Source organism: Geosporobacter ferrireducens, from assembly GCF_001750685.1.
GTDB classification, from domain to species: domain Bacteria; phylum Bacillota; class Clostridia; order Peptostreptococcales; family Thermotaleaceae; genus Geosporobacter; species Geosporobacter ferrireducens.
In genome coordinates, this window is the sequence record NZ_CP017269.1 from 247,595 (window position 1) to 270,607 (window position 23,013).

Annotated in this window: 26 protein-coding genes and 1 pseudogene; all 27 read right to left on the reverse strand. The window is 36.7% G+C overall.

Features of this window, described 5'->3' with window-relative positions; all coding sequences use genetic code 11:
* Positions 1-11 precede the first annotated feature (11 nt).
* Positions 12-830 carry a DNA adenine methylase gene (locus Gferi_RS01215; RefSeq protein ID WP_069973882.1) on the reverse strand — a complete coding sequence of 273 codons (819 nt, stop codon included), beginning with the start codon at positions 828-830 and terminating at the stop codon, positions 12-14.
* A 414-nt stretch (positions 831-1,244) separates the two neighbouring features.
* Positions 1,245-1,394: a hypothetical protein gene (locus Gferi_RS27900; protein ID WP_156782297.1), complete on the reverse strand. Its 150-nt coding sequence runs from the start codon at positions 1,392-1,394 to the stop codon at positions 1,245-1,247.
* Positions 1,395-1,560: 166 nt separating this feature from the next.
* Positions 1,561-2,112: pseudogene (locus Gferi_RS28715) on the reverse strand (DDE-type integrase/transposase/recombinase); the annotation flags it as partial.
* Positions 2,113-2,235: 123 nt separating this feature from the next.
* Complete coding sequence (locus Gferi_RS01225) at positions 2,236-3,255, reverse strand: metal-dependent hydrolase (RefSeq protein ID WP_069973884.1); 1,020 nt, start codon at positions 3,253-3,255, stop codon at positions 2,236-2,238.
* Positions 3,256-3,272: 17 nt separating this feature from the next.
* Positions 3,273-3,866: an HD-GYP domain-containing protein gene (locus Gferi_RS01230; RefSeq protein WP_069973885.1), complete on the reverse strand. Its 594-nt coding sequence runs from the start codon at positions 3,864-3,866 to the stop codon at positions 3,273-3,275.
* 30 nt (positions 3,867-3,896) lie between these two features.
* Complete coding sequence (locus Gferi_RS01235) at positions 3,897-5,033, reverse strand: toprim domain-containing protein (RefSeq protein WP_069973886.1); 1,137 nt, start codon at positions 5,031-5,033, stop codon at positions 3,897-3,899.
* 140 nt (positions 5,034-5,173) lie between these two features.
* Positions 5,174-7,192 (reverse strand): FtsK/SpoIIIE domain-containing protein, encoded by a 2,019-nt coding sequence (locus Gferi_RS01240; protein ID WP_069973887.1) that lies wholly within the window; start codon positions 7,190-7,192, stop codon positions 5,174-5,176.
* 17 nt (positions 7,193-7,209) lie between these two features.
* Positions 7,210-7,467, reverse strand: a complete 258-nt coding sequence (locus Gferi_RS01245) for a hypothetical protein (RefSeq protein WP_069973888.1) — start codon at positions 7,465-7,467, stop codon at positions 7,210-7,212.
* A gap of 168 nt (positions 7,468-7,635) precedes the next feature.
* Positions 7,636-8,070, reverse strand: coding sequence for a hypothetical protein (locus tag Gferi_RS01250; protein ID WP_069973889.1), 435 nt, complete (start codon positions 8,068-8,070; stop codon positions 7,636-7,638).
* Between the two features lie 124 nt (positions 8,071-8,194).
* Positions 8,195-8,584: a HEPN domain-containing protein gene (locus tag Gferi_RS01255; RefSeq protein WP_069973890.1), complete on the reverse strand. Its 390-nt coding sequence runs from the start codon at positions 8,582-8,584 to the stop codon at positions 8,195-8,197.
* On the reverse strand, positions 8,577-8,903 hold the full coding sequence (locus tag Gferi_RS01260; RefSeq protein WP_069973891.1) for a nucleotidyltransferase domain-containing protein: 327 nt from the start codon (positions 8,901-8,903) through the stop codon (positions 8,577-8,579). The genes Gferi_RS01255 and Gferi_RS01260 overlap by 8 nt, the downstream gene beginning before the upstream one ends.
* Before the next feature lie 13 nt (positions 8,904-8,916).
* Positions 8,917-9,165, reverse strand: a complete 249-nt coding sequence (locus tag Gferi_RS01265; RefSeq protein ID WP_069973892.1) for a TIGR04540 family protein — start codon at positions 9,163-9,165, stop codon at positions 8,917-8,919.
* A 172-nt stretch (positions 9,166-9,337) separates the two neighbouring features.
* Positions 9,338-11,212, reverse strand: coding sequence for a hypothetical protein (locus tag Gferi_RS01270; RefSeq protein ID WP_069973893.1), 1,875 nt, complete (start codon positions 11,210-11,212; stop codon positions 9,338-9,340).
* Positions 11,213-11,227: 15 nt separating this feature from the next.
* Positions 11,228-13,282 carry a hypothetical protein gene (locus Gferi_RS01275; protein WP_069973894.1) on the reverse strand — a complete coding sequence of 685 codons (2,055 nt, stop codon included), beginning with the start codon at positions 13,280-13,282 and terminating at the stop codon, positions 11,228-11,230.
* A gap of 29 nt (positions 13,283-13,311) precedes the next feature.
* A complete protein-coding gene (locus Gferi_RS01280; protein WP_069973895.1) occupies positions 13,312-16,650 on the reverse strand; it encodes a hypothetical protein in 3,339 nt (1,112 codons plus the stop codon).
* 71 nt (positions 16,651-16,721) lie between these two features.
* Positions 16,722-17,783 carry an S-layer homology domain-containing protein gene (locus tag Gferi_RS29110; protein WP_069973896.1) on the reverse strand — a complete coding sequence of 354 codons (1,062 nt, stop codon included), beginning with the start codon at positions 17,781-17,783 and terminating at the stop codon, positions 16,722-16,724.
* A gap of 23 nt (positions 17,784-17,806) precedes the next feature.
* The gene (locus tag Gferi_RS01290) at positions 17,807-18,211 is read right to left on the reverse strand and encodes a recombinase family protein (protein WP_069973897.1); all 405 of its coding nucleotides are present in this window, start codon (positions 18,209-18,211) and stop codon (positions 17,807-17,809) included.
* Positions 18,212-18,470: 259 nt separating this feature from the next.
* On the reverse strand, positions 18,471-18,569 hold the full coding sequence (locus Gferi_RS28730) for a putative holin-like toxin (RefSeq protein ID WP_330389542.1): 99 nt from the start codon (positions 18,567-18,569) through the stop codon (positions 18,471-18,473).
* 139 nt (positions 18,570-18,708) lie between these two features.
* Positions 18,709-19,161 (reverse strand): hypothetical protein, encoded by a 453-nt coding sequence (locus Gferi_RS01295; RefSeq protein ID WP_069973898.1) that lies wholly within the window; start codon positions 19,159-19,161, stop codon positions 18,709-18,711.
* A complete protein-coding gene (locus Gferi_RS01300; RefSeq protein WP_069973899.1) occupies positions 19,158-19,577 on the reverse strand; it encodes a hypothetical protein in 420 nt (139 codons plus the stop codon). The genes Gferi_RS01295 and Gferi_RS01300 overlap by 4 nt, the downstream gene beginning before the upstream one ends.
* Complete coding sequence (locus Gferi_RS01305) at positions 19,555-19,773, reverse strand: hypothetical protein (protein WP_069973900.1); 219 nt, start codon at positions 19,771-19,773, stop codon at positions 19,555-19,557. Before Gferi_RS01305 ends, Gferi_RS01300 begins: the two co-directional genes overlap by 23 nt.
* A 53-nt stretch (positions 19,774-19,826) precedes the next feature.
* Positions 19,827-20,045 (reverse strand): hypothetical protein, encoded by a 219-nt coding sequence (locus Gferi_RS01310; RefSeq protein ID WP_069973901.1) that lies wholly within the window; start codon positions 20,043-20,045, stop codon positions 19,827-19,829.
* A 49-nt stretch (positions 20,046-20,094) separates the two neighbouring features.
* Positions 20,095-20,313: a hypothetical protein gene (locus Gferi_RS01315; RefSeq protein WP_069973902.1), complete on the reverse strand. Its 219-nt coding sequence runs from the start codon at positions 20,311-20,313 to the stop codon at positions 20,095-20,097.
* Between the two features lie 23 nt (positions 20,314-20,336).
* Positions 20,337-21,431, reverse strand: a complete 1,095-nt coding sequence (locus Gferi_RS01320) for a hypothetical protein (RefSeq protein ID WP_069973903.1) — start codon at positions 21,429-21,431, stop codon at positions 20,337-20,339.
* Between the two features lie 95 nt (positions 21,432-21,526).
* Positions 21,527-21,727 carry a hypothetical protein gene (locus tag Gferi_RS01325; RefSeq protein ID WP_069973904.1) on the reverse strand — a complete coding sequence of 67 codons (201 nt, stop codon included), beginning with the start codon at positions 21,725-21,727 and terminating at the stop codon, positions 21,527-21,529.
* Between the two features lie 48 nt (positions 21,728-21,775).
* Complete coding sequence (locus Gferi_RS01330; protein ID WP_069973905.1) at positions 21,776-22,018, reverse strand: hypothetical protein; 243 nt, start codon at positions 22,016-22,018, stop codon at positions 21,776-21,778.
* A 23-nt stretch (positions 22,019-22,041) separates the two neighbouring features.
* On the reverse strand, positions 22,042-23,007 hold the full coding sequence (locus Gferi_RS01335; RefSeq protein WP_069973906.1) for a type II secretion system F family protein: 966 nt from the start codon (positions 23,005-23,007) through the stop codon (positions 22,042-22,044).
* Positions 23,008-23,013: the final 6 nt, after the last annotated feature.

The following is a 23,013-nucleotide window of genomic DNA, read 5'->3' on the forward strand; positions in this document are numbered from 1 at the left end:
GTTTATCCCCCTCAAATATTAGCTGTAATAATTATCTCACCATATTGTTTTCGATTTTCTGGGTTAGCAGAAATAGAACTGTAGCGTGTTATTTCTTCTATCTCAAACTCAAGTTGTCGATACAAATCAACAACTGACGGATGATTCGCATTAGTAGCAATAATTTTTACTCCTCTGTCTTTGGCCCTCTTTAGACATTTAGTCAATCTAATCTGATCCTTCCATGAAAAAAGTTTTTCATTATACTGAATAAATCCATTATTATTGTGCCTAACAGTATAAGGAGGATCAGCAAAAATCAAATCACCTTCCCGTGCCTTTCCTATTGTTTTTGCAAAATCATCATTAAAAATATTGGCATGTTTTAAAGCTTGTGCTATAGCTTGAAAATCATCTGTATCATAAATTACGCTTGAACTTGTTCCTATAGGAACATTGAACTTCCCTTCTTTATTTACTCGATAAATACCATTAAAACAAGTGCGATTAAGATAAATCAATCGAGCGGCAATTTCAAATTCATCGTCTAATAACATATCTCTTACTTGGTAATAATATTCTTCTGAATGATATTGCTTATGAAATTGTAAATAACTTAAAACTCTCTTATAATCCTTTTTAATTGCATTATATGTTATAGCCAATTCTTTATTTGTATCAGAAAGAATTGCCTTTAAAGGTTGAATCCCAAAAAATACAGCTCCTCCACCTAAAAAAGGTTCAATGTAGCGATTATATTGTTGCGGAATAATATCTAAATGCGCTTGCACAAACCACCGCTTTCCACCAGGCCACTTTATAAATGGAGCCACTTTTTTAGCTATAGACATTTATGTAACCCCTTTACTTTATCATCAAATATCATTTTTTCATTTTAAATTGTTGTCATTAATGTCCAACATCCAGAACTCAAAACTTTACAGCATATTTCTCTTTTTTTACAAGCATCTCCAGGCTTGTCTGCCCCTCTAGGGATTGCCCACGCCCATTCTAACCTAGTCTTTCTAATTGTTTATGCATATCACCTGCAATTTTAACTTTACGTAATGTTAAATTTGAATATAACCTTCCATTCTCATAAATATTAATCACAATATCTTCCATTGAATTAATTAACAGCACTTTGGCTATATTTTTTATAGTAAATATCGTAGCTCTGTTATTTAACTGATGCTCAAACATCGATATATTTAATTTCTCAAATATATATTCGTGCCATGAAGAAAGATACTTCCTAATTTTATTTATAACTCAGATCTCCATAAACCACCCTCAATAGGTTTTGTAGGTGGAAACAAGCTATCATTATAGATTTTTCTATTAACAACTGATTTAAAATATTCCTGATTATATTCAATTCCTAATGATATAAACTTCTTACTAAAATCAAACATGTTTCATCCTCCGACATATATTCACCTTAATTCTACATCATTCCATGAAATCTTTCAAAATTTTCATTCTGCACATTTCGACAATTAAACATAATAGAAAGCAACTACCTAAGCAGATGTCCTTTATCATGTCTAAATCTGATATTCTCCTACATACCTCTAACTTTTAGACAACTTTTCTAAGGTGATTTAATTCGTACTGGTTTGAGGTCAAACATCCTAATAAGAAATGAATTCTATGATGATTAAGCCAATTAACATGGTCTGATAATCGATATTGTAACTCTTCTAAGGATTCAAATATCTCGCCTTTGATAAATTCAGCTTTAATTAGTTTAAAGCTTGCTTCAGCTACAGCATTATCATAGGGACAACTCTTCATGCTGAGAGCACGTACAATACTAAAAGTTTCTAGGGTTTCCATCGATCAGTTGGTTTTTGAATTCGTTCCCACGGTCCGTATGGAATATCTGAATGTTATTCAGGTTTGTTCTAACACTGGCGAAAGCTTTGGACACCCGTTGAGCATCTTTATTTCTGCCGCAGCTATACCCAATAATTGCACGGTTAAAAAGATCGATTAGAACACACATGTAATTCCAGTTCATGCTACTCTAATATAGGTTAAATCGCTTGCTACCATATTGAGATCGCGCTGTTGATGGAATTTACAGTTCGCTAAACTAGCCAAAGCAGATTCATTACATTTTTCTACAAACTTAGAACTGCAGATGAAAGATATCTCTGCTTAAAAGAATATCTCAGACGAAATCCTATAGAACAGAATAAGCCCTGGAATCCCAGGGCTTAAATTTTATTTAAATGCTATTAAAAGTCTATTTTATATTAGCTTTATCGATCCATCAAAGATTACAAAAGACACAATCGATGTTACTAATAATGTCAATACATATCCCTTTTCAAAGATGTTTCCAAGTTTGGTACCTGTACTGATTAGTGGTACCCTAAGCCTAATATTTAAAACCTGGTATAGCAAACTATACAACTTAAATTTTCTTAACCGCTTATGCAATCCTATCTTTTCTAAGATTCTTGGCAGCACCGATAGGGGGACCCCTTCCTTGGTAAAAATATCTGTAAAGTATAGATGGCTGATATACCCAATCATAAAGGCATATCTAAATTCCGGATAGCCTATCCTATTGGTTAAATAAGATACTGCAGCTGTAAAGATTAAAAATCCTTCTATGGAATGAAAAAAGCTTCTGTGGGGGAAAATTACGGCAGCAATAAATAAAGCTCCAACCAAATACAAGTATGGATCCTTTCCATGGGACGCGTTATATCCTATGATCCATAGTCCTGCACCCCCATAAATTATAATCATCATCATTCTTTTTAGTAACGCGCTTCCTCTATTTATTCCTGTAGTAATACTGGTGTAGATATTTCCTATCAGTGGCAACTTTGTGAGTACTCGTGTTCCCTTTCTTCCGCATACCCCTAATATCAAAAAGAATGCTGCAGCTCCATAGGTAATTCCCTCGGCATAGGGCTTTATATTATTAAAATACCAAAGCATTTTAATAATATCCCCTCGAAAAAACAAAATACCTGCCCCGATCCCAAGGGTAAATATTATAGATAATAGTTTTTTTAGTATGTCTTCCCCTGTATCCACTAATTTATTGGCGCTTCCTACTACGGGATTCATTTGATTAATCTTACTATGTTGACTGTCCACATCTGCCATCAACGCTGCTGCCCCGGCGATACACGCAGCGGCTATATTGATCTCTCCTCTCCCTCCTCCGATCACTGGTAAATTTGCTATATGTGGCACTGTACTGGCCAATACGTAGCTTAGTACCCCCACTTGAAAATGGGTTCTTCCCATCATAAATACCTCTCCTTTCCCTAATTGAGACTTAGGTTTCTATCATACTCCGGCTTTAAATTTTTGCAATCAACAATCCTTAAGAAAGCTTCAAAGACTCGCCGATCGTATTTGTAAGATTCATTACTCATAATCTTTATCACCTCGTCAGTACCATAAGCACGTCTGTAGTCTCTATTGGAGCTTAATGCATCAAATATATCTGAAACAACGATAATTTTCGATATCAATGGAATTTGTTTATCCGTTAATCCATAATACCCACTACCATCTATCTTTTCATGATGATAAAGGATCATTTCACCATGCCTGCGTAGCTTCTTGTGCATTTTGGCTATTTGACTACTATAGAGAGCATGCAGCTTCATCTCTTCGTATTCATCCGCAGTCAGTTTTCCGGGCTTTCTAAGTATTTCTTTTTTGACCCATGCTTTCCCGTAGTCATGGATGCGGCTTGCAATGACTACATCCCTCTTTTCTATGTCACTTAGCTTTAGTTCCACCGCAACCCTATAAGCAATATTTCCTACCCGATGACCATGAGCTATAACATCTTTTGGAATAATCGTCTCCATCATTTGTGATATTTTAATTGCACCTTGTCTATCAATCATTGTCTCCTCCTCTCTGGCATTAGCGTTTCTTTAAACTATAGATTCAAATATTTTCATGTTTTTCTGGATTAGCATCTTTATTTGCAATGCAGTCTTTTGGTTAACCACATCCCGCCAGCTTTCGCCCTCCTGGATGCCGTCTTTTACCTCTATATTTTCATGAGTCTTATTCTGATCAATCAGCTGCTTTGAAATATTTCTAACCAACTCGTCAAGCTCCAATCTCTTTATAATTTCATTTCTTACTTCTTCCTGAAGCTTTGTTTCTAACACCTTTTCTTTTTCCTTCTCGATTACTTCCACCGGTGGAAGAATCTTTTCTGTAAGCCCTAAATTCTTCAGTTTCATCTCAATATATGCAATAAGGTCATCTGGTCGAAAGGCGTTGAGCTCACATCGACTTCCTTTTAATACGCCGTTATATAAATTCGCACTTTTCCCAAGAAAAAAGCGCCTTTCAAGCCTTGAAAGACGACTCACAAATTCAGTTGGCGGAGTATACCGGATATTTACTTTTTCTATCTGCAGCTCTGCCTTTTTCACATCCTCTACACTTAAGCCAATATCTATGACCCTAATCTTATGCTTGCTGGTCCTAGTTTCATCGGCCAGGGTTCTACTAATTTCATGACCACTAATGTCGCAATCGTGCAAACATAAAATAGTCATATCCTCAAATTCCCTCTCAAAATCCGCCAAGAGTTCTTTTGCCGATCTATTGGCAAAGCCCTGGCTAGACATTAGCGCCATATCATATTTTTCAGCCAGTTTTCCTGCTTGAAGCATTGGTAGTAACCCTGTCTTTTCAACATAGAGTATCTTATTAAATGTATAAGGTTCCGGTTTATAGGCTGCCACTTCTCTTGTTCCTAACGGAATCTCTCTTCCGGTGTGGGGCTCTATCAGAATTCCTCTAGCTTCATAGTAAAGGCCATCGATGGTTCCATATTGTTCTTGATACTCCGTAAGCAGTGGCGGGGTAAAATATTCGTAGCTTAATTCCTTGTTTGTATACATTTGGATGAGCGGTCTTACCTGGTAGTATAAACCTCTGGCACTAAAGGGATATTTTCCTCCACCACTAGCTCGAATAATTGCTTCCGGCATCACTGAAAATACAATTTTTTTCATCGTCGCAATCTCATGATCATTCTTTTTCCATGTCATATTTTCACCCCCGGATTCAGGTTCCCTTTTTTGTTCTCTCCCACCCCCTCAACCCTTAGTAAAATTAAGGGAGATCTTCGAATAATACATCCCTATAATACAACCAATAATACAAGCTATAATACAACCTAAGTATACCTCTAGGAGGCTTCAAATTCGTCACAGAGCCTATAAAAAGCCTCCTCATCTATAACCCTATACCCTCTACCAGGAACTGACTCTATATGCTTTTCATTTACATACTTATCAAATACACTTTGTATGTCATTCTTGTTTTTCCGAAGCTTGGTCCTAATCTTATTCGCTGATACAATAATCTCTTTTCCGTCCGGCGTTTTATCAATTTCCTCTAAAATCTGAAGAGCAACCTGGTATTCCAAATCACTTTTCTCTCCATGATCCTGATCAAACTCCTCCTCATCTGCTACTTCTTCTGTATCCACTTTTTCATATACATCTTCTGTCTCCCTAGTCGATTCTTCTGATACAGACTTTACTTTCTTTTTAGAAGCTTTATTATCTTCTTCCTGATTTTCCACGACCAAACTTGGATCAGCTAAAGCAGGATTTATGAATTCGGGTATTAATTCATTTGAGTTCTCTCTCCAATAACTGGCCAGATCCATAATGCTTTTCTCGACTTCACTATCTTTTATACTAACGGCTGCACCCTGGAATCTTAGATTTCCCTCCAATCTTCCTTCGATCCGAGCTACTCCGTCTCCAAAACCTCTCAGTTTAAAGTTCAATCCTTTTTCTGCGCCAAAGACCGTAGAATAATCTGATTGTGTTGTTAGGGAAAAACATATTCTGGTTGGAAGATTTCCCTTTAGCACTCCAGTGATAACATCTACTGAAGGCCTTTGAGTTGCGATAACTAGATGTATTCCTGCTGCTCTGGCCAACTGCCCAAGTCTAACAAACAATGGTTCTAATACATCTTTTCCTCCTACCATCATTAAGTCATAATACTCGTCTACCACATCTACAATATACGGTAACCGCTGTTCTTTTGGGACCTTTTCATTGTAAGCTTCAATATTTCTTACCTTCACTTTTTCAAACAGCTTGTATCGAAGATCCATCTCCTTTACCAGTTCTTGTTTCATCAAAACCGCTTTTTCAGCATCTTTTTCGATTCTTGCCACATGGGGCAGCGGCTCATAGATATGAAACTCCACTCGCTTTGGATCTGTTAGCAACAATCTTAATTCATCGGGTCCTGTAAGATAAGAAAGGGTTGAAATTAATGCATTTAACCATACGCTTTTCCCACTGTTTGTGGCCCCAGCAACCAATGCATGGGGAAACTTCGTTAGATCCGCAAAAACGATGTTTCCTTTCGGATCGATGCCGATGGGGATAGGTAGTATCATTTTTCTTCTGGCCAATTTAAACTCTTTTGACTCCAATATACTCCGCAAATATACAGGTACTCTATTTTGACTCCCTACAATAATCCCGGCTCTTCCTGCTGCAGATCCTTTGATAATTTCTAAAGAAGGTACTCCTAGTGCAGCTTCAAGATCTTTTGCATATCCTTCTATGGTGCTTTGTTTTAATCCATTTGGCAGATCAATCTCAATTAAGGCACTAGAGGGTCCATCATTAACACTTACCACCTTTATGCCCTGGATCACTTCATCTGCCACACCCATTCTTTTAAAACCTTCAGGTAAACTCTTTGCAACTACGGCACCATTTTTTTCAAACTCCATCTTCGGTTGAGGTGGAAATATTTCCAAATTAGGTAAGCCCTTTAAGCCTTGGTTTCCTTTCGGATCTCCTTCATCATCCATCTCAAAATCCATATTTTCATCATTAAGACGTTTCAAGTTCTTTAGACTAAAGGATCCTGAGAGCATGGTCTTAACACCTGTAAACATCTCCTTCCATATTTTCCCAATCATGTTGATCAACCACTCAAAAAGCTTTGTACGATTAAGCCATGCAAAGTACCCTGTAATAATCATTACAAAGAGACTAAAGCCTACTTTCTGTCCTTCTATAGCGTAGCTTTTTAAATCCGGATAATTCTCGATAAAGCTGGTTCGCATTATAAAAATGGATCCTCCACCTACCATCAACGATATACAAGCTGTTTTTGCAAAGAAATCCGTGATGCTATCTGTAAATTTTTCTAATTCGTTTTTAGTCATTTCTATAATCGCCTCCTTTAATGTGTAATAAGATATAATAGCTTAACAAGCTTTTGGCTTCCGGTAATTACCCATTCTTTAAATGTTGGCCAAGTAATGGTGGCCACCGCATCCATAAGCAACAGAATTTCTCCGAATCGTGTTAGGAGAATAAACAGAATAAAAGCTAACAGTACATACCGCAGATATTTTTTGATTTCGTGGCTGATTATGTTAGAAAAAACTGCTGCACCGATAATGATACTGGTGATGATCACCGCCTTTTCCTGTGCCATAGACTCACCTGCCTTTTTGTTTAATAGTTAATATTTTTAAAGTTGTATTATCTTTGAAATTTAGCCATTAATATAACCTTTGTCCATAATCTTTTGATTGATTTTTTTGTACAAAATTTTTCTAGAATTATATTTTCGATTTCTAAATCAAACAGCTCTGACTTCCTTTTATTTTTTTATTTCCGCTACTCTTTCTTTCCCAAAAACCTCTATGCAATCTCTAATAATATATCTATCTATAGTAGCTACAAATATAAATAAAATCAGCCCTGCCCAAAGTACGCATTTCCATAATGCCATTTCTCCTACTATTTCAAAAAACACTAAAAACCCCACAGCTCCCGGGATCAGCAGCCATACTATTATCATTGCCAGCGGTACAAAAAGAGTAATTTTTTTTCTTAATTTCAGGCAAAGCAAAAAATATATCCCTAAAATAAAACCTATTGGAAAAATGCTAAAATCAAGAAAAGTCTTTAAAACATTAGCAAAGTCTTCCAAATCACCGACTAGCGAATAAATGTACGTTAACCCTTCATATTCTCCATATAGTAAAATCCATAACATAGCAATACTTACCAACTTCCAAATCGGCTTTTCCATACAGCCTTACCCTCCTTTGATTTTCATGAAGAGTTGTATTAATCCTTTGAATTATCCAATACCCGCCTAATTAAAGGTAAAATTTAAAGAAGGGCTCTTTTGAACCCTTCTCACTCTTTTCATGCTATAATCCCATTTTCTTCTTTGTAAACTCTACTACTCTTACTGCAGCTGCAAGCCCTTCCTTCGCATCATTATTTGTCACTTCTGTTCCTTCATCTGCAGGATACCTGGTTTCAATATAATAGTTGTTTAGTTCCCTCGCATCCGCCATGGTCTGTGAAAAATCCTTATCCAACCGCTGACATTCTCTACTTAAATATACTAGCGAGTGACCTTCTGCTAACTTTTCGACTTTATGTAATAAATATGCCTTCAGCATCTTCTCTACCGCCTGTTGGCTGTGAAAAGCTACTAATTCATTGGCATCACCATGCTTTAACAGCGTTTGTGCACCTCTTAGGTCTTGCTCTGCTTTTCTTACCCAATCTTCAAATTTTTTACTATCAACCATATATCATCTCACCCTTCTTCTCTATCAAATTTGCGAAGGATCCTGGTGTCTTGACATGCTTATCCCACTCTTCCGGTGTATAAATTAACAAATCCACCGGCTGATCAAAATCCAGGCCGTCTTCTGCATAGATATATTCACTCATCACACCATTTAATTTTCTTTTATTATCCGTCTCAATAATCACACACAGATCAATGTCGCTTTTTTCTGTTGCGGTCCCTGCTGCACAGGATCCAAAGACAACTATAGCTTTTGGATGGAATCTCCTTGCTATTCCTTCTTTAAGATTTTCTATTTCTCTTTTAAAATTACGCATGGCTATTCCACCCCTACATTTTTATTTGGTAACCAGAAAGCATTTTTTCCATTACTTTTAAACGCTTGCTTCCGACCCGCTGTTTGATCGTAGGATTCCATTCATTGGCTCGAAACAATTTTTCTGCTTCATGATGCGCCCAATATGTCATATATTCATTGAGTTCTTTTTCTGTTATCCTCCTGGTCCAATAAGCATCTACAACCTTGATGATTTCTTTCGCCAGGTTGAGGATAGAGCTCGGATGCCTTTGAATTTCCATCTTCCCAATAACACCTCTCCGACTTTGTACGTTTTTGTATTTTTTGTATGCTTATTGTATCATTTTTGTATGATTAATTTCAAGACATTTCTGATAAATAAAGGAAGGGATGACTTCTAGATCCTCCTTCTATCCCTTCCTTTATTTTTTAATTAAAGGGGGGTTTTACGTTTTAGAGCTCCTGGTCAATTCTCCAGTCTCCTTCAATGCTTCCTACAACCTTTAAATAATCTCCGTCCCAGCCATACTTTGTATTAAAGTTTAGGTGTATACTTCCCTTATCTGCTGTAACTTCTGTATTGATTATTGTTCCTTTTTTCAGGAAAGGATCTGAATACCATTCCAGCTTCCAGGTTGACTCATTCCCGTTCTCGGATTCTTTCACCATGTTAAGGGTTTTATTATATCCAGGATGGGATATTTTCATTTTTACAGAATCCGGATTTCCAATGGCGGTGATTTTAAAGGTCACATAGTATCCTGCCTTATAGCCTACCGGCACCTCTGGTGCATTATAATAAATTGGATATTTACCTGCATATTCTTTATGGTTTACGATGTCTGTGATTCTCAGGTCCTTCAAGTCTAAGGTCTGCAAGAAGAAAGGTAGTGTCTTGATTTCTTCGTTTCCATTAGGAGTGGTGGCCCTAAATCTGGCTGTATAGTTTCCATCAGGCCTGAAAGGTACAGTATAATTTAACCTCCAGTACTTTATATCTCCTACTTGATTTACTAACTGCATAGAAATTGGATTCCCATCAGAGAATACATCCACAGTTACAGCATTTGCGTATTTTGACGTAGTAGCCTCTATAGTAATTTCACTACTCGTAAATACTCGATTTGGCATTTCAGGCATCAGATTGATCGGTGTTTTTACCCGGATAGACCAATTCTTCTCTAATACTAAGGTGCCTTGTGTTGCTGTAGCCTTAGCTGTATAATTTCCGTCCGGCAGAGTTTCTGGAATTTGATAATTCCGGATGTCTTTCCAATGATGGTACAAAATATCTGTCTTTGTAATATCTGATGGCCTGTTTAAAGATCTGATATTTGTTTTTCGTACACCATCCTTATAGAGGGCAAAATCAATTCGATCCATAGGATGTGGCATGGTAACAATATCAGTTACTTTCAGCTCTTCCGAGGCCGGAATTCCTGCTGTGAAGATATCAAACTTTGCAAGCTCCGGATGCAGCTCGGCAAAGAGTTCCGGAGTAATGAGTCCTGTTATATTTGTAGATCCCTTTGCCCCGTAACAATCAGTTACAGTCAGTGTAAAAGCTGTTACCTCCTTACCATTGATTATCTTTGGCAAGGCAATATATTGATTTTCTTCTGGATACTTGTAAACACTGCCATCCTTTTGTTCATAAAACCATTCGTAGCGGTCAATTCCGTTATTTGCCCGGGAGTATTGAAAATCTCTGTCACGGCTATTTATTCCAGTGAGAATGTAGTGTGTTGCCGTTTCTAACATATAGATGACGGCATCAGGAGCATAATGGATTATGTAGGTTCTGGTTTTAGGTGTAGCCATCTTATTAAAAGGATCATTTTTCGTAGTGTCACTGCCCTGAACGGTGACTGTCCACTCCCCGCGCATTCCTGTTGTTGCTCTCTGAATAACATATGGATCTTGCATACTTGCTATGATCTTGTAGTTGTTATTGCCTTTCACATGCTTAGGATCTGGATTATCAAATATGCTGGGATTATGGGTATATTTTATTTGAAGGGTTCCGGCTTTAGGTTTCTTCTGTTCTTCATCTAAATCTGCGTTTTTCTTTAGCTTGTCTTGAGGGCTGATGCCTTCATAGTCCTTCTCTATGTCCTCAAAGAGCATCTCTATATCTATCGTATCTCCTACAAGATATATCAGCCCTTCCTGATCTCCCTTTTTCTGATTGACACCTAAAATGAAATTTATAATATTTTCTATGTTCTTTGGATCTTTAGATTTATCGTATTGGGATTCTAAAGGAATAGCAAAGCTTGTAATGCTTAGACAAAATATTAGGAATATCGTTAATAGTATCTTTTTCATTCTCTCACCTGCCTTCTAATTGAGGTCTTTTAGATATCTTTGGATATAGTTTTTTGTGTCATTATCGTTTCCGATGAAAAATAGATGCGTTCCTCTATTTTTGATCATGGAACGAATTTGTTCTAGTAACTCATTATTTCTTTGAGATTCTGTAATCTTAGTGTCTGTATCTATGATTAGAAATCTCAGGTCACTTCCTGAATCTAGGAAGATGTGTTCTTGTATTCTATTTTTGATCATGGATAAAATGTCTGTAATAGTAAATTTACTTAAAGTTACGGTGCTACTTCCTCCATGTGTATCAGCTACAGTAATAATGATATTGGTATATTCTCCATCTTCTGGAACATTGGTTCCTTGCCATTTTAAACTGTAATTATCTGCTGAAGGTTGTGTAGTTGGGGAAGTGGTGAGTGTAGTTGATGTGCTTTTTCCTCCCATAGTTGCACTTATAGTTAATTGTCCTCCATAGGAATCATATACTTTACCTGTCAGTTCAATCATTTCACCATAATTGGAGATATTTTTTCCCGCTGTTAAGCTAATGCTCGGCTTATAATTAACTACAATACAAGCAATATCCTTGACAGTTTCGCCCTCATGTTTCCCGTCATTTGCTGTTAGGCGAATATATACCTTCTGCTCATAGCGATTGGTTGAAGCATTCCAGGTTAAGGGCAGGCTTGATGTATTATAGCTGTGGGTTACTAATGTGTTTGTTTTCGTTCCATTAGGCGTACCATTATACAGGTTACTGGCTCCTGCTGTAGTTCCAATTTGAATATTATATGTGATGTTATCGCCTTCTCCATCGGATACATTGGCTTTAATACTGATATTATTACCCTTGTGAAGGACTTGATCTACTGTAGGCTCTGTTATGGTCACCATTGGAGGAGTATTAATTTTAAAGGTTTGGGTAGCTCCATAGCTGACGCCTAGCTCATTAATCACGTATGGTCTGACATAATAAGTGACGCCCGGTAGACAGTCTGTAATATTGCTGCTATATTGCCCTGTAGTCTCTCTGTATCCAAGTTTTGTCCTATAAGGCGCTAACTCGAAAGTTAAGTTTGATGTGCTCGTTGACCATACATGACCATGTTCATCGGCTTCCGGTAGTCCTGGATTGGTGATGTTGGCCACAGCTGTAAAAGAATTTCCTCCTGTTTGTGTAACAGATACACTCTGTACTGCTGCGGCTTCTCCTTTATAGCGCCTGTAGATTCTAACGTAATACTTATATTCATTTGTAGTCCATTTTGCAAATCTAATTGAGAAACTTTTTCCTACGGGAATATCGAATTCTCGCGGCGATATTTCTGTTTTGGATGTTGCATAGACTGAAAAATCACTTGGGCTTCCATACAGAAGAATTTTGTGCTCATATAACTTGGGATTGTAGCTCCCCACTCTCCCATAATTCACGTAATTTGATGCACTTCGGGTATATTGGACAATTTCCAAATTCAGGATTCCTGGACCAAAAATATCACTTCTGTTACTATTGTTTGTTGTCCATTCTGCGCTAAACGGCCAGGAATATTTGATTTCCTTAGTTACATAAGTAGAACTGTCCGGGACATTGTAGGTCGATATCTGCGCATGCTCATGAACTAGTTCCCATCCCTGCGCTTCTATGTTATCTAGGTAATTTTGCGTAAACGTATTCGGCACATTCGATACGGTACCTAGATTTGAATTACTTAGGTTGGGATTTATTTTTGTTACTGTTTCATAGTTGCTGTTATTCATGGAGTTGGAGAGCCAATGAGTATTTCCATACCGGTCAATTGCATCAAAGGCAGATATCCTATTTTTGCTATCTCGATATAGCGCAGTGATTTGCATTATACTATTATCTACAAAAACAAATTCCCCGATGGCCCTGCCCCCATAATTGGAGGGTTCATATAGTTGTATAATATCTTTATAGTTGAACCCTTTTGCAGGCCATGCCATATCCCTTGTGACATATACATAATTATAATCTGCAAATGCTTGAATTGCAGATATATTGATTAACATAATGACCATCAAAATGATGGTCATTATTCTTCTTTTTTTCATTCATTCACCTCTTTCTAATTTACCTCTAACTAATTCTCAAGAACCTGTATGCTGTTATCTTTCTTGATGATGTAGACGATTGTACTCAGTTTGTTTAGTCCTAGTTGATTAAGAATTGTCTGATAATCCAAAATTGCGTCATGAGTTTCTATAATCCAGACCTCATTTTTGTTCCCTCTCCGGGTCTCCAGAGTAATAACCGGTTGATGATTGTCAATATAGATCACCTTTTTTGTATCTTCCAAGCCAAAGGTGTTTGCACTTAAAACCGGAATGCTCTCTCCTGGTATTTCAAAGTTAGGCGTTTTCGGCTTTTCCACCGCCACAAACTCAAATTTGAAACGTCCCAGCACATTCTTTTCTTCATTGTCTATCACCATGATGAATTCTGCCTGGTTTTCTCCAAAAACACTCTTTTCGATAGAGAGATATTCCGCTAGACTGCGATCCTCCTTCATGATCCACTGCTCTCCGTCGTTGTATTCTCCGTTATTGTCTTTGTCATAATAGATCAAAAGCTTAGATTTTTCCAGGTCAATCTCATCATCGGGAGAGTTATAGGTTGCAACCACTCGAAGTTTAGATTTTAGTTCATTTTCCGCTTCCCGGTAGACCACAGACTGCAATACATCAATGTCTACTGTAGGTTCCAGGTCTGGTTCAATATAGAATTCTTTCACTGCATATGGGCTGTTTTTCAGACCATTGAAAACAGTGTATCTCACCCTTATATCCATAGATTTGTCTACCCGGAAGTCCTGAAACTTTTTCCCTCGGAACTCTACACCGCTGCCACCGGTGATTTTCTCTTCGCCTTTGATGTGCTGTATAAGGCTTGTATCTACTTCTCCACCGGGTCCTGTGATAGGTTCAATTACAAATTTGGTCCGCTCATGGTCAAACAGAATCGGATAGCGTTGCTGTAGCTCCTGATTGGTCACATTCACTGAATTGCTGCCGTCTAGGGTCTGCTTTTTGAACACCTTATCTTCCCCCACCTTTACAAAATCAGCCACAGGTGTCCCGCTGATGAACTCTACTTGCCTTTCTTTTGATGTTCTATATTCTCTTATAGTTAAATAACTCAATCTTCTTCTAAAACTATAGGTTTTTCCATCAGCCGTGTATTTTCCTTGCTCTAAGGTCTCTCCTTCTAACCATTTAGCACTGTTCTGTGCATAAATAAACCCTTCTCCATGTTTTTCAAGAATCTGAGCATTTGTCAATTCGACAGGTTCCACTTGCTTCAAATCATCTTTATTATTGGTATATTGATACATATTTTGGCTAAGGACAAATCGAGCATCCCCTTCCAGCTTCACGATATATATCCCTGCATTTTGTGTAAATTTGTTTTCTTCATCAAGAGTTAATTCAGAGTATTCGGGATCGGATGTCCTTTTAATCATCCACTCTTTATTGAGAATGCTTTCAGAAAAATCTTTAACCTGGGCTAATTCACTTTCAAATAATCTTGTAGGTTCTAATAGAAAATCTAGTGTTGAATTGTTTTTGTAGAAATCTTTATCGCTTGTGGTATATCCAAGGTTATTTTTTGCATACTGCTTGAAAACTACAGCATTTGCCTTGAATCTCTCGTCAATAGCCATCTTTTCAGGAAGTTTTCCCGCTCCATTGGCTATCGAATTGCCATAGGCATCTATAATAGTCCATGCAGTATACTCCGTAGGAAAAATTGCTTCAACCTCTGGTCCTGTCAATTTATTTACTGTGATATCTACCTCTCCATCCGCAGCTTCTCTGCTTGCATCAACAACCACTTTTATCTTTGGATAGGCATTTTCATAGATATATTGTTGTTCTACCTTCTCACTTTCTAAATCTGCTGTATCAATGACCTTTACTTCGATTTTTTGTAGCTCATCAGGATCTCCTACAACGTCAAGCTTCCTCTCTATTGTTTCAAGGTTATTAAAAATAGGTTCAAAAACTTCATCGGTTTCGTTGTATCTATAGAGAGAAACAATAGATTTTTTGTAAGGCCGCTCCCCTTCATAGCTCCAGGTGATCGTATTCTTTATTGTTGGATGGGCCGTTGTGATTTCTTTTGGATAGAACATGTTTGGAAGTTGCAGCTCTGTTTCTGGTGGTTCCATCTGTATCTCAAATTCCACTTCACTGCTATCATTAGCATATTTGGTATTTTCTTCGATATCTCTTACTCCGACCCTCGCTTGTATAGGTATTTTCCCACTAGCATTTTCATGAGATTTTCGTATATTTAGATTTACCGTTACTTTGCTGCTAGATGTCCAATTTAGGTATGTCCAATCTCCTCCATTGATGCGGTAATAGAAAAGGTAGTCTTTTATGCCTTTTGATGAGGTACTACCCGATGCATCCAATTCCATATTAATCTGAACAGTTTCATTTTTGTAATATGCGTCGTATTTTATCGGCACCTTTCTTGGGTAGGGGTCGATCTTCAACTTCGCATTAATCTCTGCGTTGTCTGATGCCGGGGGCGGTTCTGGTGCTGGTTCTCCCTTTTTCTGTGCATATACATCATGCTGAACCCAATTCGATGTAACACCCTTATTATTTGTAACCCTTAGCCTGTAACTCTTCCAACTTCCAGGAACAGAGTCGCTGAAGTTCTTTTGAGTTGATAAAGGCACCCAATCATTTCCTGTACTTCCTTGCCATTCCCAGGATATAATAGTAGTTCCTGCTGGTACGGTTGATTTATCAATTAGATTTACACTGAAAGGAAACTCTTCAACTTGAATAGGGTTGTTTATATTATCTGTTACATTTTTATTATCATGGTGTATTTCAAACTCTGCCATTGGCTTTTCTTCTTCAACGATAATAATCAGCTCAACAAAGTACCATGTTACTGTTTTGCCAGGTAAATATCCCTCACCTATTGCACTATGAGACCCATTTTCACTCCATACATATGTCCATTCTTTATAGGATTTATCTATTGCTACTTGTAAATAGACGTGATATTCTCCAGCTTCATCAAGATAGATTTCTTTTCCATTTAATGTGCCAAGAAATTCCTTTTTAAATCCGCTTGGAGATCTATATTGAAAATCATATATATGCATTCCTGCTGGGCCATAAAATGCAGCCCTATCTCCAACCTTTGCATAGCCTGTACTAACCTTATATCCTAGCTCTTTTCCTTCATACGCTACTATGGGATTCTTTGTATCTCCATTGATTTCAGCTCTCAGTGTTGCTTTAGGTTTTTTTATACCTGTTTCTTCTGGAATTTCTATTGCTCGCCAATTATCATGTGTACTTGCATAAGAGAATAACATACTTAATCCAAGACTTGATATTGTTAAAAGAAAGGCTAAAAGCATAGTCAAAATTCTTTTATTTATATTATCCAAATATATCCTCCTTTCATAATTAACCATATAAAAAAGAAGTTGAATCATATTCAACCTCTTTTTAAAGACAATTAATATTTACTTTCTACATATTTAAAGTTCTCTACTTTTACTGGATATTCTTTTGTGATGTCTCCCTTCTTGATATAGATTTTAAATTCAAAAACCATTCCATCTTTTAACTGAAATGTATTTATATATTTTTGTGCTACAAAGTATGGCGTTCTACCCAATGTATATATAGTAGGAATTTCTTTTTGACTAATTATAGACTGATCCATCCATACTGTTTTATCATGATAATACCACTTGCCTTCTACAGTCCATGATGGCTGTTCATAACTATTCAATTCTTCATAGTTTGTACAGACTATTTTAAACTGTGTATCTGATGAATATCTAGCTATATTATTAATAGCTATTTGAAAATGTTTATTTTCCCACTCATCATGATAATAAGTGACAACTTCAATATCTGGTTCAGGAATACCGTCTGTGACTACTGGCGGCAATGGATTGGGCTGTAGTTCTACATCTCCCGCTTCCTCTCGTATATCCATCATCTTTGTAAGTACAACGGTAGCTTCCGCTCTAGTAGCATTACCCGCCGCTTTAAAGCTATTATCTGGATATCCGCCTATTATACCTAATTCAACTGCTTTTTTCACAAATCCTTTCACGTCGCTTGGTATTTGCCCATTATCCGCAAAAGTAGTTTCTCCCGTACTTGCCTGTTCTCCTAATCCTCTGACAATCATTCTAGCCATTTCACCACGGTTGATGTTTCTCTCATAATCATTAAATTCGCCTTTTGCAATAATTCCATATTCTATAGCTGTATCTATAGCCCCCTGATACCATGCTCCTGTTGACTGATTAATAGGTATCCCTGCTGTCTTTAGTACAAGGATCGTAAATTCCGATACCTTAATGTTATTATTAGGTTTGAATGTCCCATCGGGATAACCTCCGATAATTCCCTTTTGAGTCAATGTAACAATAAACTCTTTTGCCCAATGGTTTGATATATCACTAAATTGAACAGTTCCATCGGGAGCTCTCTCTGCTAAACTCCCTATGCTCATGGATATAATCAAAAAAATACTTAATGCTATTCGTAAAAATCTTTTCATGTAATTTCCTCCTTCCTTTGTCTCTACTTTTTTGCCCGGCTGTTCTTTCTTAGTTTCTCCTGTGCCCGTTTCAGCTTATCTTCAGTTATATAACCGAGATTTACATATTGTGTATTCTCTAAAATATATTTAACTGTAGATCTATACCACTTTCCACCCCGTTTTGTTTTTATATTTTCTTTTGTGAGCTCCTCAGTAATCTTTTGCAGAGACTTGTTTTCTTCCAAGTACATATCAAATATTTTTTTAATAGTCTCTGGATCATGTAAGGGCTTTTGGCCACCGATGCTCTCAAGTGCCTGATTTAATTCCTTTTTTAAGTAGGCATTTTCTTTAATTAATTCAGAAATATAATTTCTTAGCCTCTCTATGATGACGGCAGGATTATCATCATTTTTACTGCTAGCTTTGCTCTCTCTCTTTGACAAATCCCTACCTCCCCCCATCATTTATGTATAAATATTTATTGTACATTATATTGTACCATATAATGTAAACTTCTACAATGCTTTACAGTGTTAATTTTCAGAAAACTCGTTCAAATTTTATATTTTTATATCTAAAACATGTGTATTTTAATCCTATTTATGGTATAATACAGTCAAAAGGTAATCGGAACCCCAGTGGTGAGGTTGCCAACATTAAGGATAATTTTTAACAATAACCACCTTGTTGGCAGCAGGGTGGTTATTTCTTTTGGTTGTTATTCCTATCTAAGTAGGAGATAAGCGATATTACGAACACCGAAAACATTATCATTAACGATATTGCTTCATATGTGCTCATTAGCGCACCACCTCCCTTCTTTTGTGAAGTGAAGTGGCAACCTCACCCTGCTTTTTCCGATTACCTTATGTCTATTTTATCAGAATTCTTACACTGTTGCCATTATTTTCCGTTCCCCCTCTCTATATATTTTCCTTCTCTACTTTGGCCTAAATTGCACCTGACTTCCCGACAAATTGTCTACTAGAATCTCTTTTTTAAGAAATATCCCATCTCTTTTTACCCGATAAATTGCCACAAACATAGGCTTTAGAATCGTATAAGCTCTTCCGGTTACTGGATGAACAAATTCAGAGGGTACCGTATTAATAGGAGCTGCATATATAATTCTTTCCTCGATCTGGCCAGCGGCCATTTGAAACTGCACGCCCATCATTTTTTTAAATTCTTCTACAGACTTTGTTTCATCAATCTTTATAATTCCCCTGGCATAATCATCATCCCGGACAATTTCCATAGATGCAGCCTTAACACAAAAATCAATCCCTCCCTGATAATAAAGTTTTGTGTAGATAGAACCACCAATATCCACGACCAGGATCATGCAAGCAAAAAAGAGCAGCACTTTTTGTAAGAACTGAATCGTACTCATGGTGTTACCTCATCAAAAAACTCCTCAGACTTTGCAACTCGGGAATACCTGTAGTAAAATTTCTTGCTGGTCGGATCTAACCATTCAAAAACTGCTGAAATCATAGCCTTTGTATTTGTATCAATATTTAATCCGATCAGTATATCGGTATCTTTCGATACCCCAGTCCCATAAGCTGCTGCAGGAGTGATTTCGATTTCTATTTTATCCCTATCAAATCCATATTTTTCTATTCTGTTTAACAGCCGCTCTACATCGACTGCTTCAAATTTCCCTTTGTTTGCCGCTGCCCGTAAGTACTCATCACCCAAATGGGTTAACAGAGACTGCTTAAAAAAATAAGTCCCTGTTGTAAATAGTAAAAGACTTAGAATTAACCAAACTGGCAGCCATTTAAGCTGCTCTAAGGTCGTCATCTAGCACCGCCTCCATAAATTCATCTACACTCCGGTTATAATGGTTTGATACGCTGCCAGTGTTGAATTCTATCACATCTATTTCGTCATTTGCTTCTCCTGCTTTATTCAAGATTGGGGCTATAATAAATGTTGCCACTGCTATGATCAGACCGAAAATCAGAATGAACCATATTAAGTTCTCTGTTGTTACCATATTTTCTTAATCCCCCCTTGAGATTTAATGGTGTCACAATCCTACACTCCTCTTTAAGCAGCTTTAAGACTATCATTTAAAACCTTCTCTGTAAGTTCGTCTATACCCAAATTGTAGTGGTTAGGTACGCTTCCAGTTTTGAATTCTATGCCGTTAATATCATCCTTTACGTCATCAGCTTTATTTAAGATTGGCGATATAATCAATGCTGCCACTGCTACCACCAATCCAACTGTAATAATAAACCATGCTAATTTTTCTGTTGTTGTCATTTGTAAATTCCTCCTTGTAATTTAATAAATACTAGTTTTGACAGTCCGTTTAAGCAGCTCTAAGATTGTCACTTAAAACCTTCTCTGTAAGTTCGTCTATACTCAAGTTGTAGTGACTAGGTAAACTTCCGGTCTTAAATTCTATACCGTTAATATCATCCTTTACGTCATCAGCTTTATTTAAGATTGGCGATATAATCAATGCTGCCACTGCTACTACCAATCCAACCGTAATAATAAACCATGCTAATTTTTCTGTTGTTGTCATTTTGTAAATTCCTCCCTTAATTTTTACATATTCTCATAAAAAATAATGATCATCGGCAGCAGTAATAGTTCAATGGCTGCGATAATCATTGGAAACCGAATCAACAGGATTCTTCTGTTTTTCTTATCAATCTTTTCCTTTGTTTGAGCCTGTTGGATGCTATTTTTAAGTCTTCTGGCAATTTCTAATATTTCAGCTGTAGATCGTTTATTCGTCTCAATTCCTAGCTTTAGGATATTAATAAACCTGCTAAATTCCTTATGTTCCACTTCTTTTTGCATTGTTTCTAGTGCTAGTCTTGCATTCTTTGGATAGATATTAACACAGCGGGTTAGGTAGGGATTAAACACTTTGGATTTTCTTTTTAGCTGCAGTAAAATTTGATAGATATTGATATTCTCCTTCTTTAAAAGTAAAAGCGTTAATATCTCAAGTTTATTTAGTTCTATATTCATTAGCTGCTCAGTTTTCTTTGCTCTAATTCTTAATATTGTCTTTGGTAAAAGCATACCTAATGCAGCCAAAATCAGCGGCAAAGCAATTCTCATGTAGCTAATTTTTTGTTTGTTGCTTAGTTCTATTAGATTATAGTATACCTTTTCTGCATAATACATGGTGTACTCTCGGTCCATTTCCTTTTGCGTTACCAGCTCAACCACTTCTTGTTGTAGTAGAGAATACTCCCCTCCTTTCACATAAGCTTTATAATTAATTTTTTCATGGGCTTCCCGTGTCAGCTGATTTAACATGGCATCATCGTAGGCCGTCTGTGTTTGCTCTCCGACAATGCTAAAGTTAATTGATTTTTTATCAAATATCTCCTTTAATTCCAGCTGATATTGGGACCATACCAATAGGATTCCAATAACCAGGGCTATAAAAAATCCCGTAAGCTTTATAAGCTGCAATGCTTCTACACTAATCTTTACTCTTGCTCTTTCTAAGAGTTTTTCCTCTCTTTTATAAGCATCACTTTCTTTATTGGGTGTAACCCATTTTGTAAGTCTACAGTGTTCAATCTGATGAATACTTTCCCTGATCTCATCTTTATATTTGAACATTCTTTTGAAAACATCGATGAGAATTAAGATGACTGCAGCTAACGTAAAATATTTCATCGATTCACTTCACCTCTTGCTTTCACCTTCTAATTTTGGGTATTTTACTTTTGAAATTGCAAATTTTAGTTACTTATGTTGAAATGAACTGTGAACTACTTGTTTGAGCTTCTTAATAGTCTACCGTTTACAGTTATATCAAAATAGTCCCATTCGCATGTTCCATTCTTTTTCTTTGCATACTCTTCGTCAAACAGCTTGTGAGCTTGCTCTAAATCACAATTTATAACATTGCTTTTTTGCCCTTCACTTTCTTTGGAATCTGTAAAACAATAAAATACTACTTTTTTATCCATATTATTCTCTCCTTCGTATTATCATTATAAGATGCAATAACATATTTATTAATTGCATATAGCCCTAATTTTAAAGTTCATTCCTTCACCAGCTATTCCTACTGTAATTACATTGATATTCTTATTGGGTTCATACAGATCAAATACTACAGATGCACTAGTTTTGCAATTTTCCCCAATCAAGAGCCCTTCTACATCAGGTAAAAAGGTTTCAAAACCTGCAATAACTGTCTCCTTTTCAATTGGCTCATTCAGGTATCCCTCCTTTCGCAAAGTCTTTATATAATTCATCTCTATCTAAAGCCATAAAGAGCTCAACTTTTTTCAAAATAAAAGGTTAGAGATAGGCATATAATAATTGTTAGCACCGCAATACTGATAGAGGCAATGCCTGCATACTGTTGAAAATAGATATTCATAGCCTCCGCTTTAAATATGGCAATATTAATTAGCACAACTATGCCTACAAAGGCTGCTACTAGAAAGTTTACAGTCTTAGTGGCACTGATTTCTGCTCTTTGCTGTGCCTCCATAACCTGGTCCTCTAGCATCAGTAAACTAAATTCATTCAACTCTGGCCCAATATCTCCCACAGAATGATGGTTCATGATTAGAAGTTCTCCGAAAATATCGGTCCAGATATAATTGATTCGCTTACAAAACCGATAGACCGCTTTCTCTACATCGGTTTTATTTGCCAAGTCCCTGGCCAATCGCATAAATTGAAACCGCATTGGATTTTCAAGCTCTACATAGGTCTTCTGCAAGGCTTTATCTTTATTTTTCTCTGCAGGATACTTTGAAATAAATACATTCACTGCATCAGGGAACTGATCTTTTAATACAGACATTTTCATATGCAGCAGGGAAAATAGTACTCCGTATGGAAAGAACAGCATCCCGATGGCTACCGGCACTACCAAATACCAAATTTTAATAACATATGCAAACACCACTATACAAAGCAGTGATAGGATGGATAAAAAAAATATAGTCTTTACTGCAGCAATCCGGTTTTTATTCTCTGTATTTCCATTAATCACTCCATACTTTAGCTGAAGCTCTTCCTTTAACCCATCTAATACCTTTATTTTGCTGATACCTCTATCTACCTTTTCATAAAATTCATTTTTTAAAACTAAAACTTCCCCGCGTATCTGTGTATTTTGCTTTATGCTTCTGATCAGATTGATAAGTATCATACACCCGGAGAGCATCATCATAGCAATACCTAGGATCCTCATCCTGTCCAGATCCTTCAGCATACTAAAAATCAACATTTCATC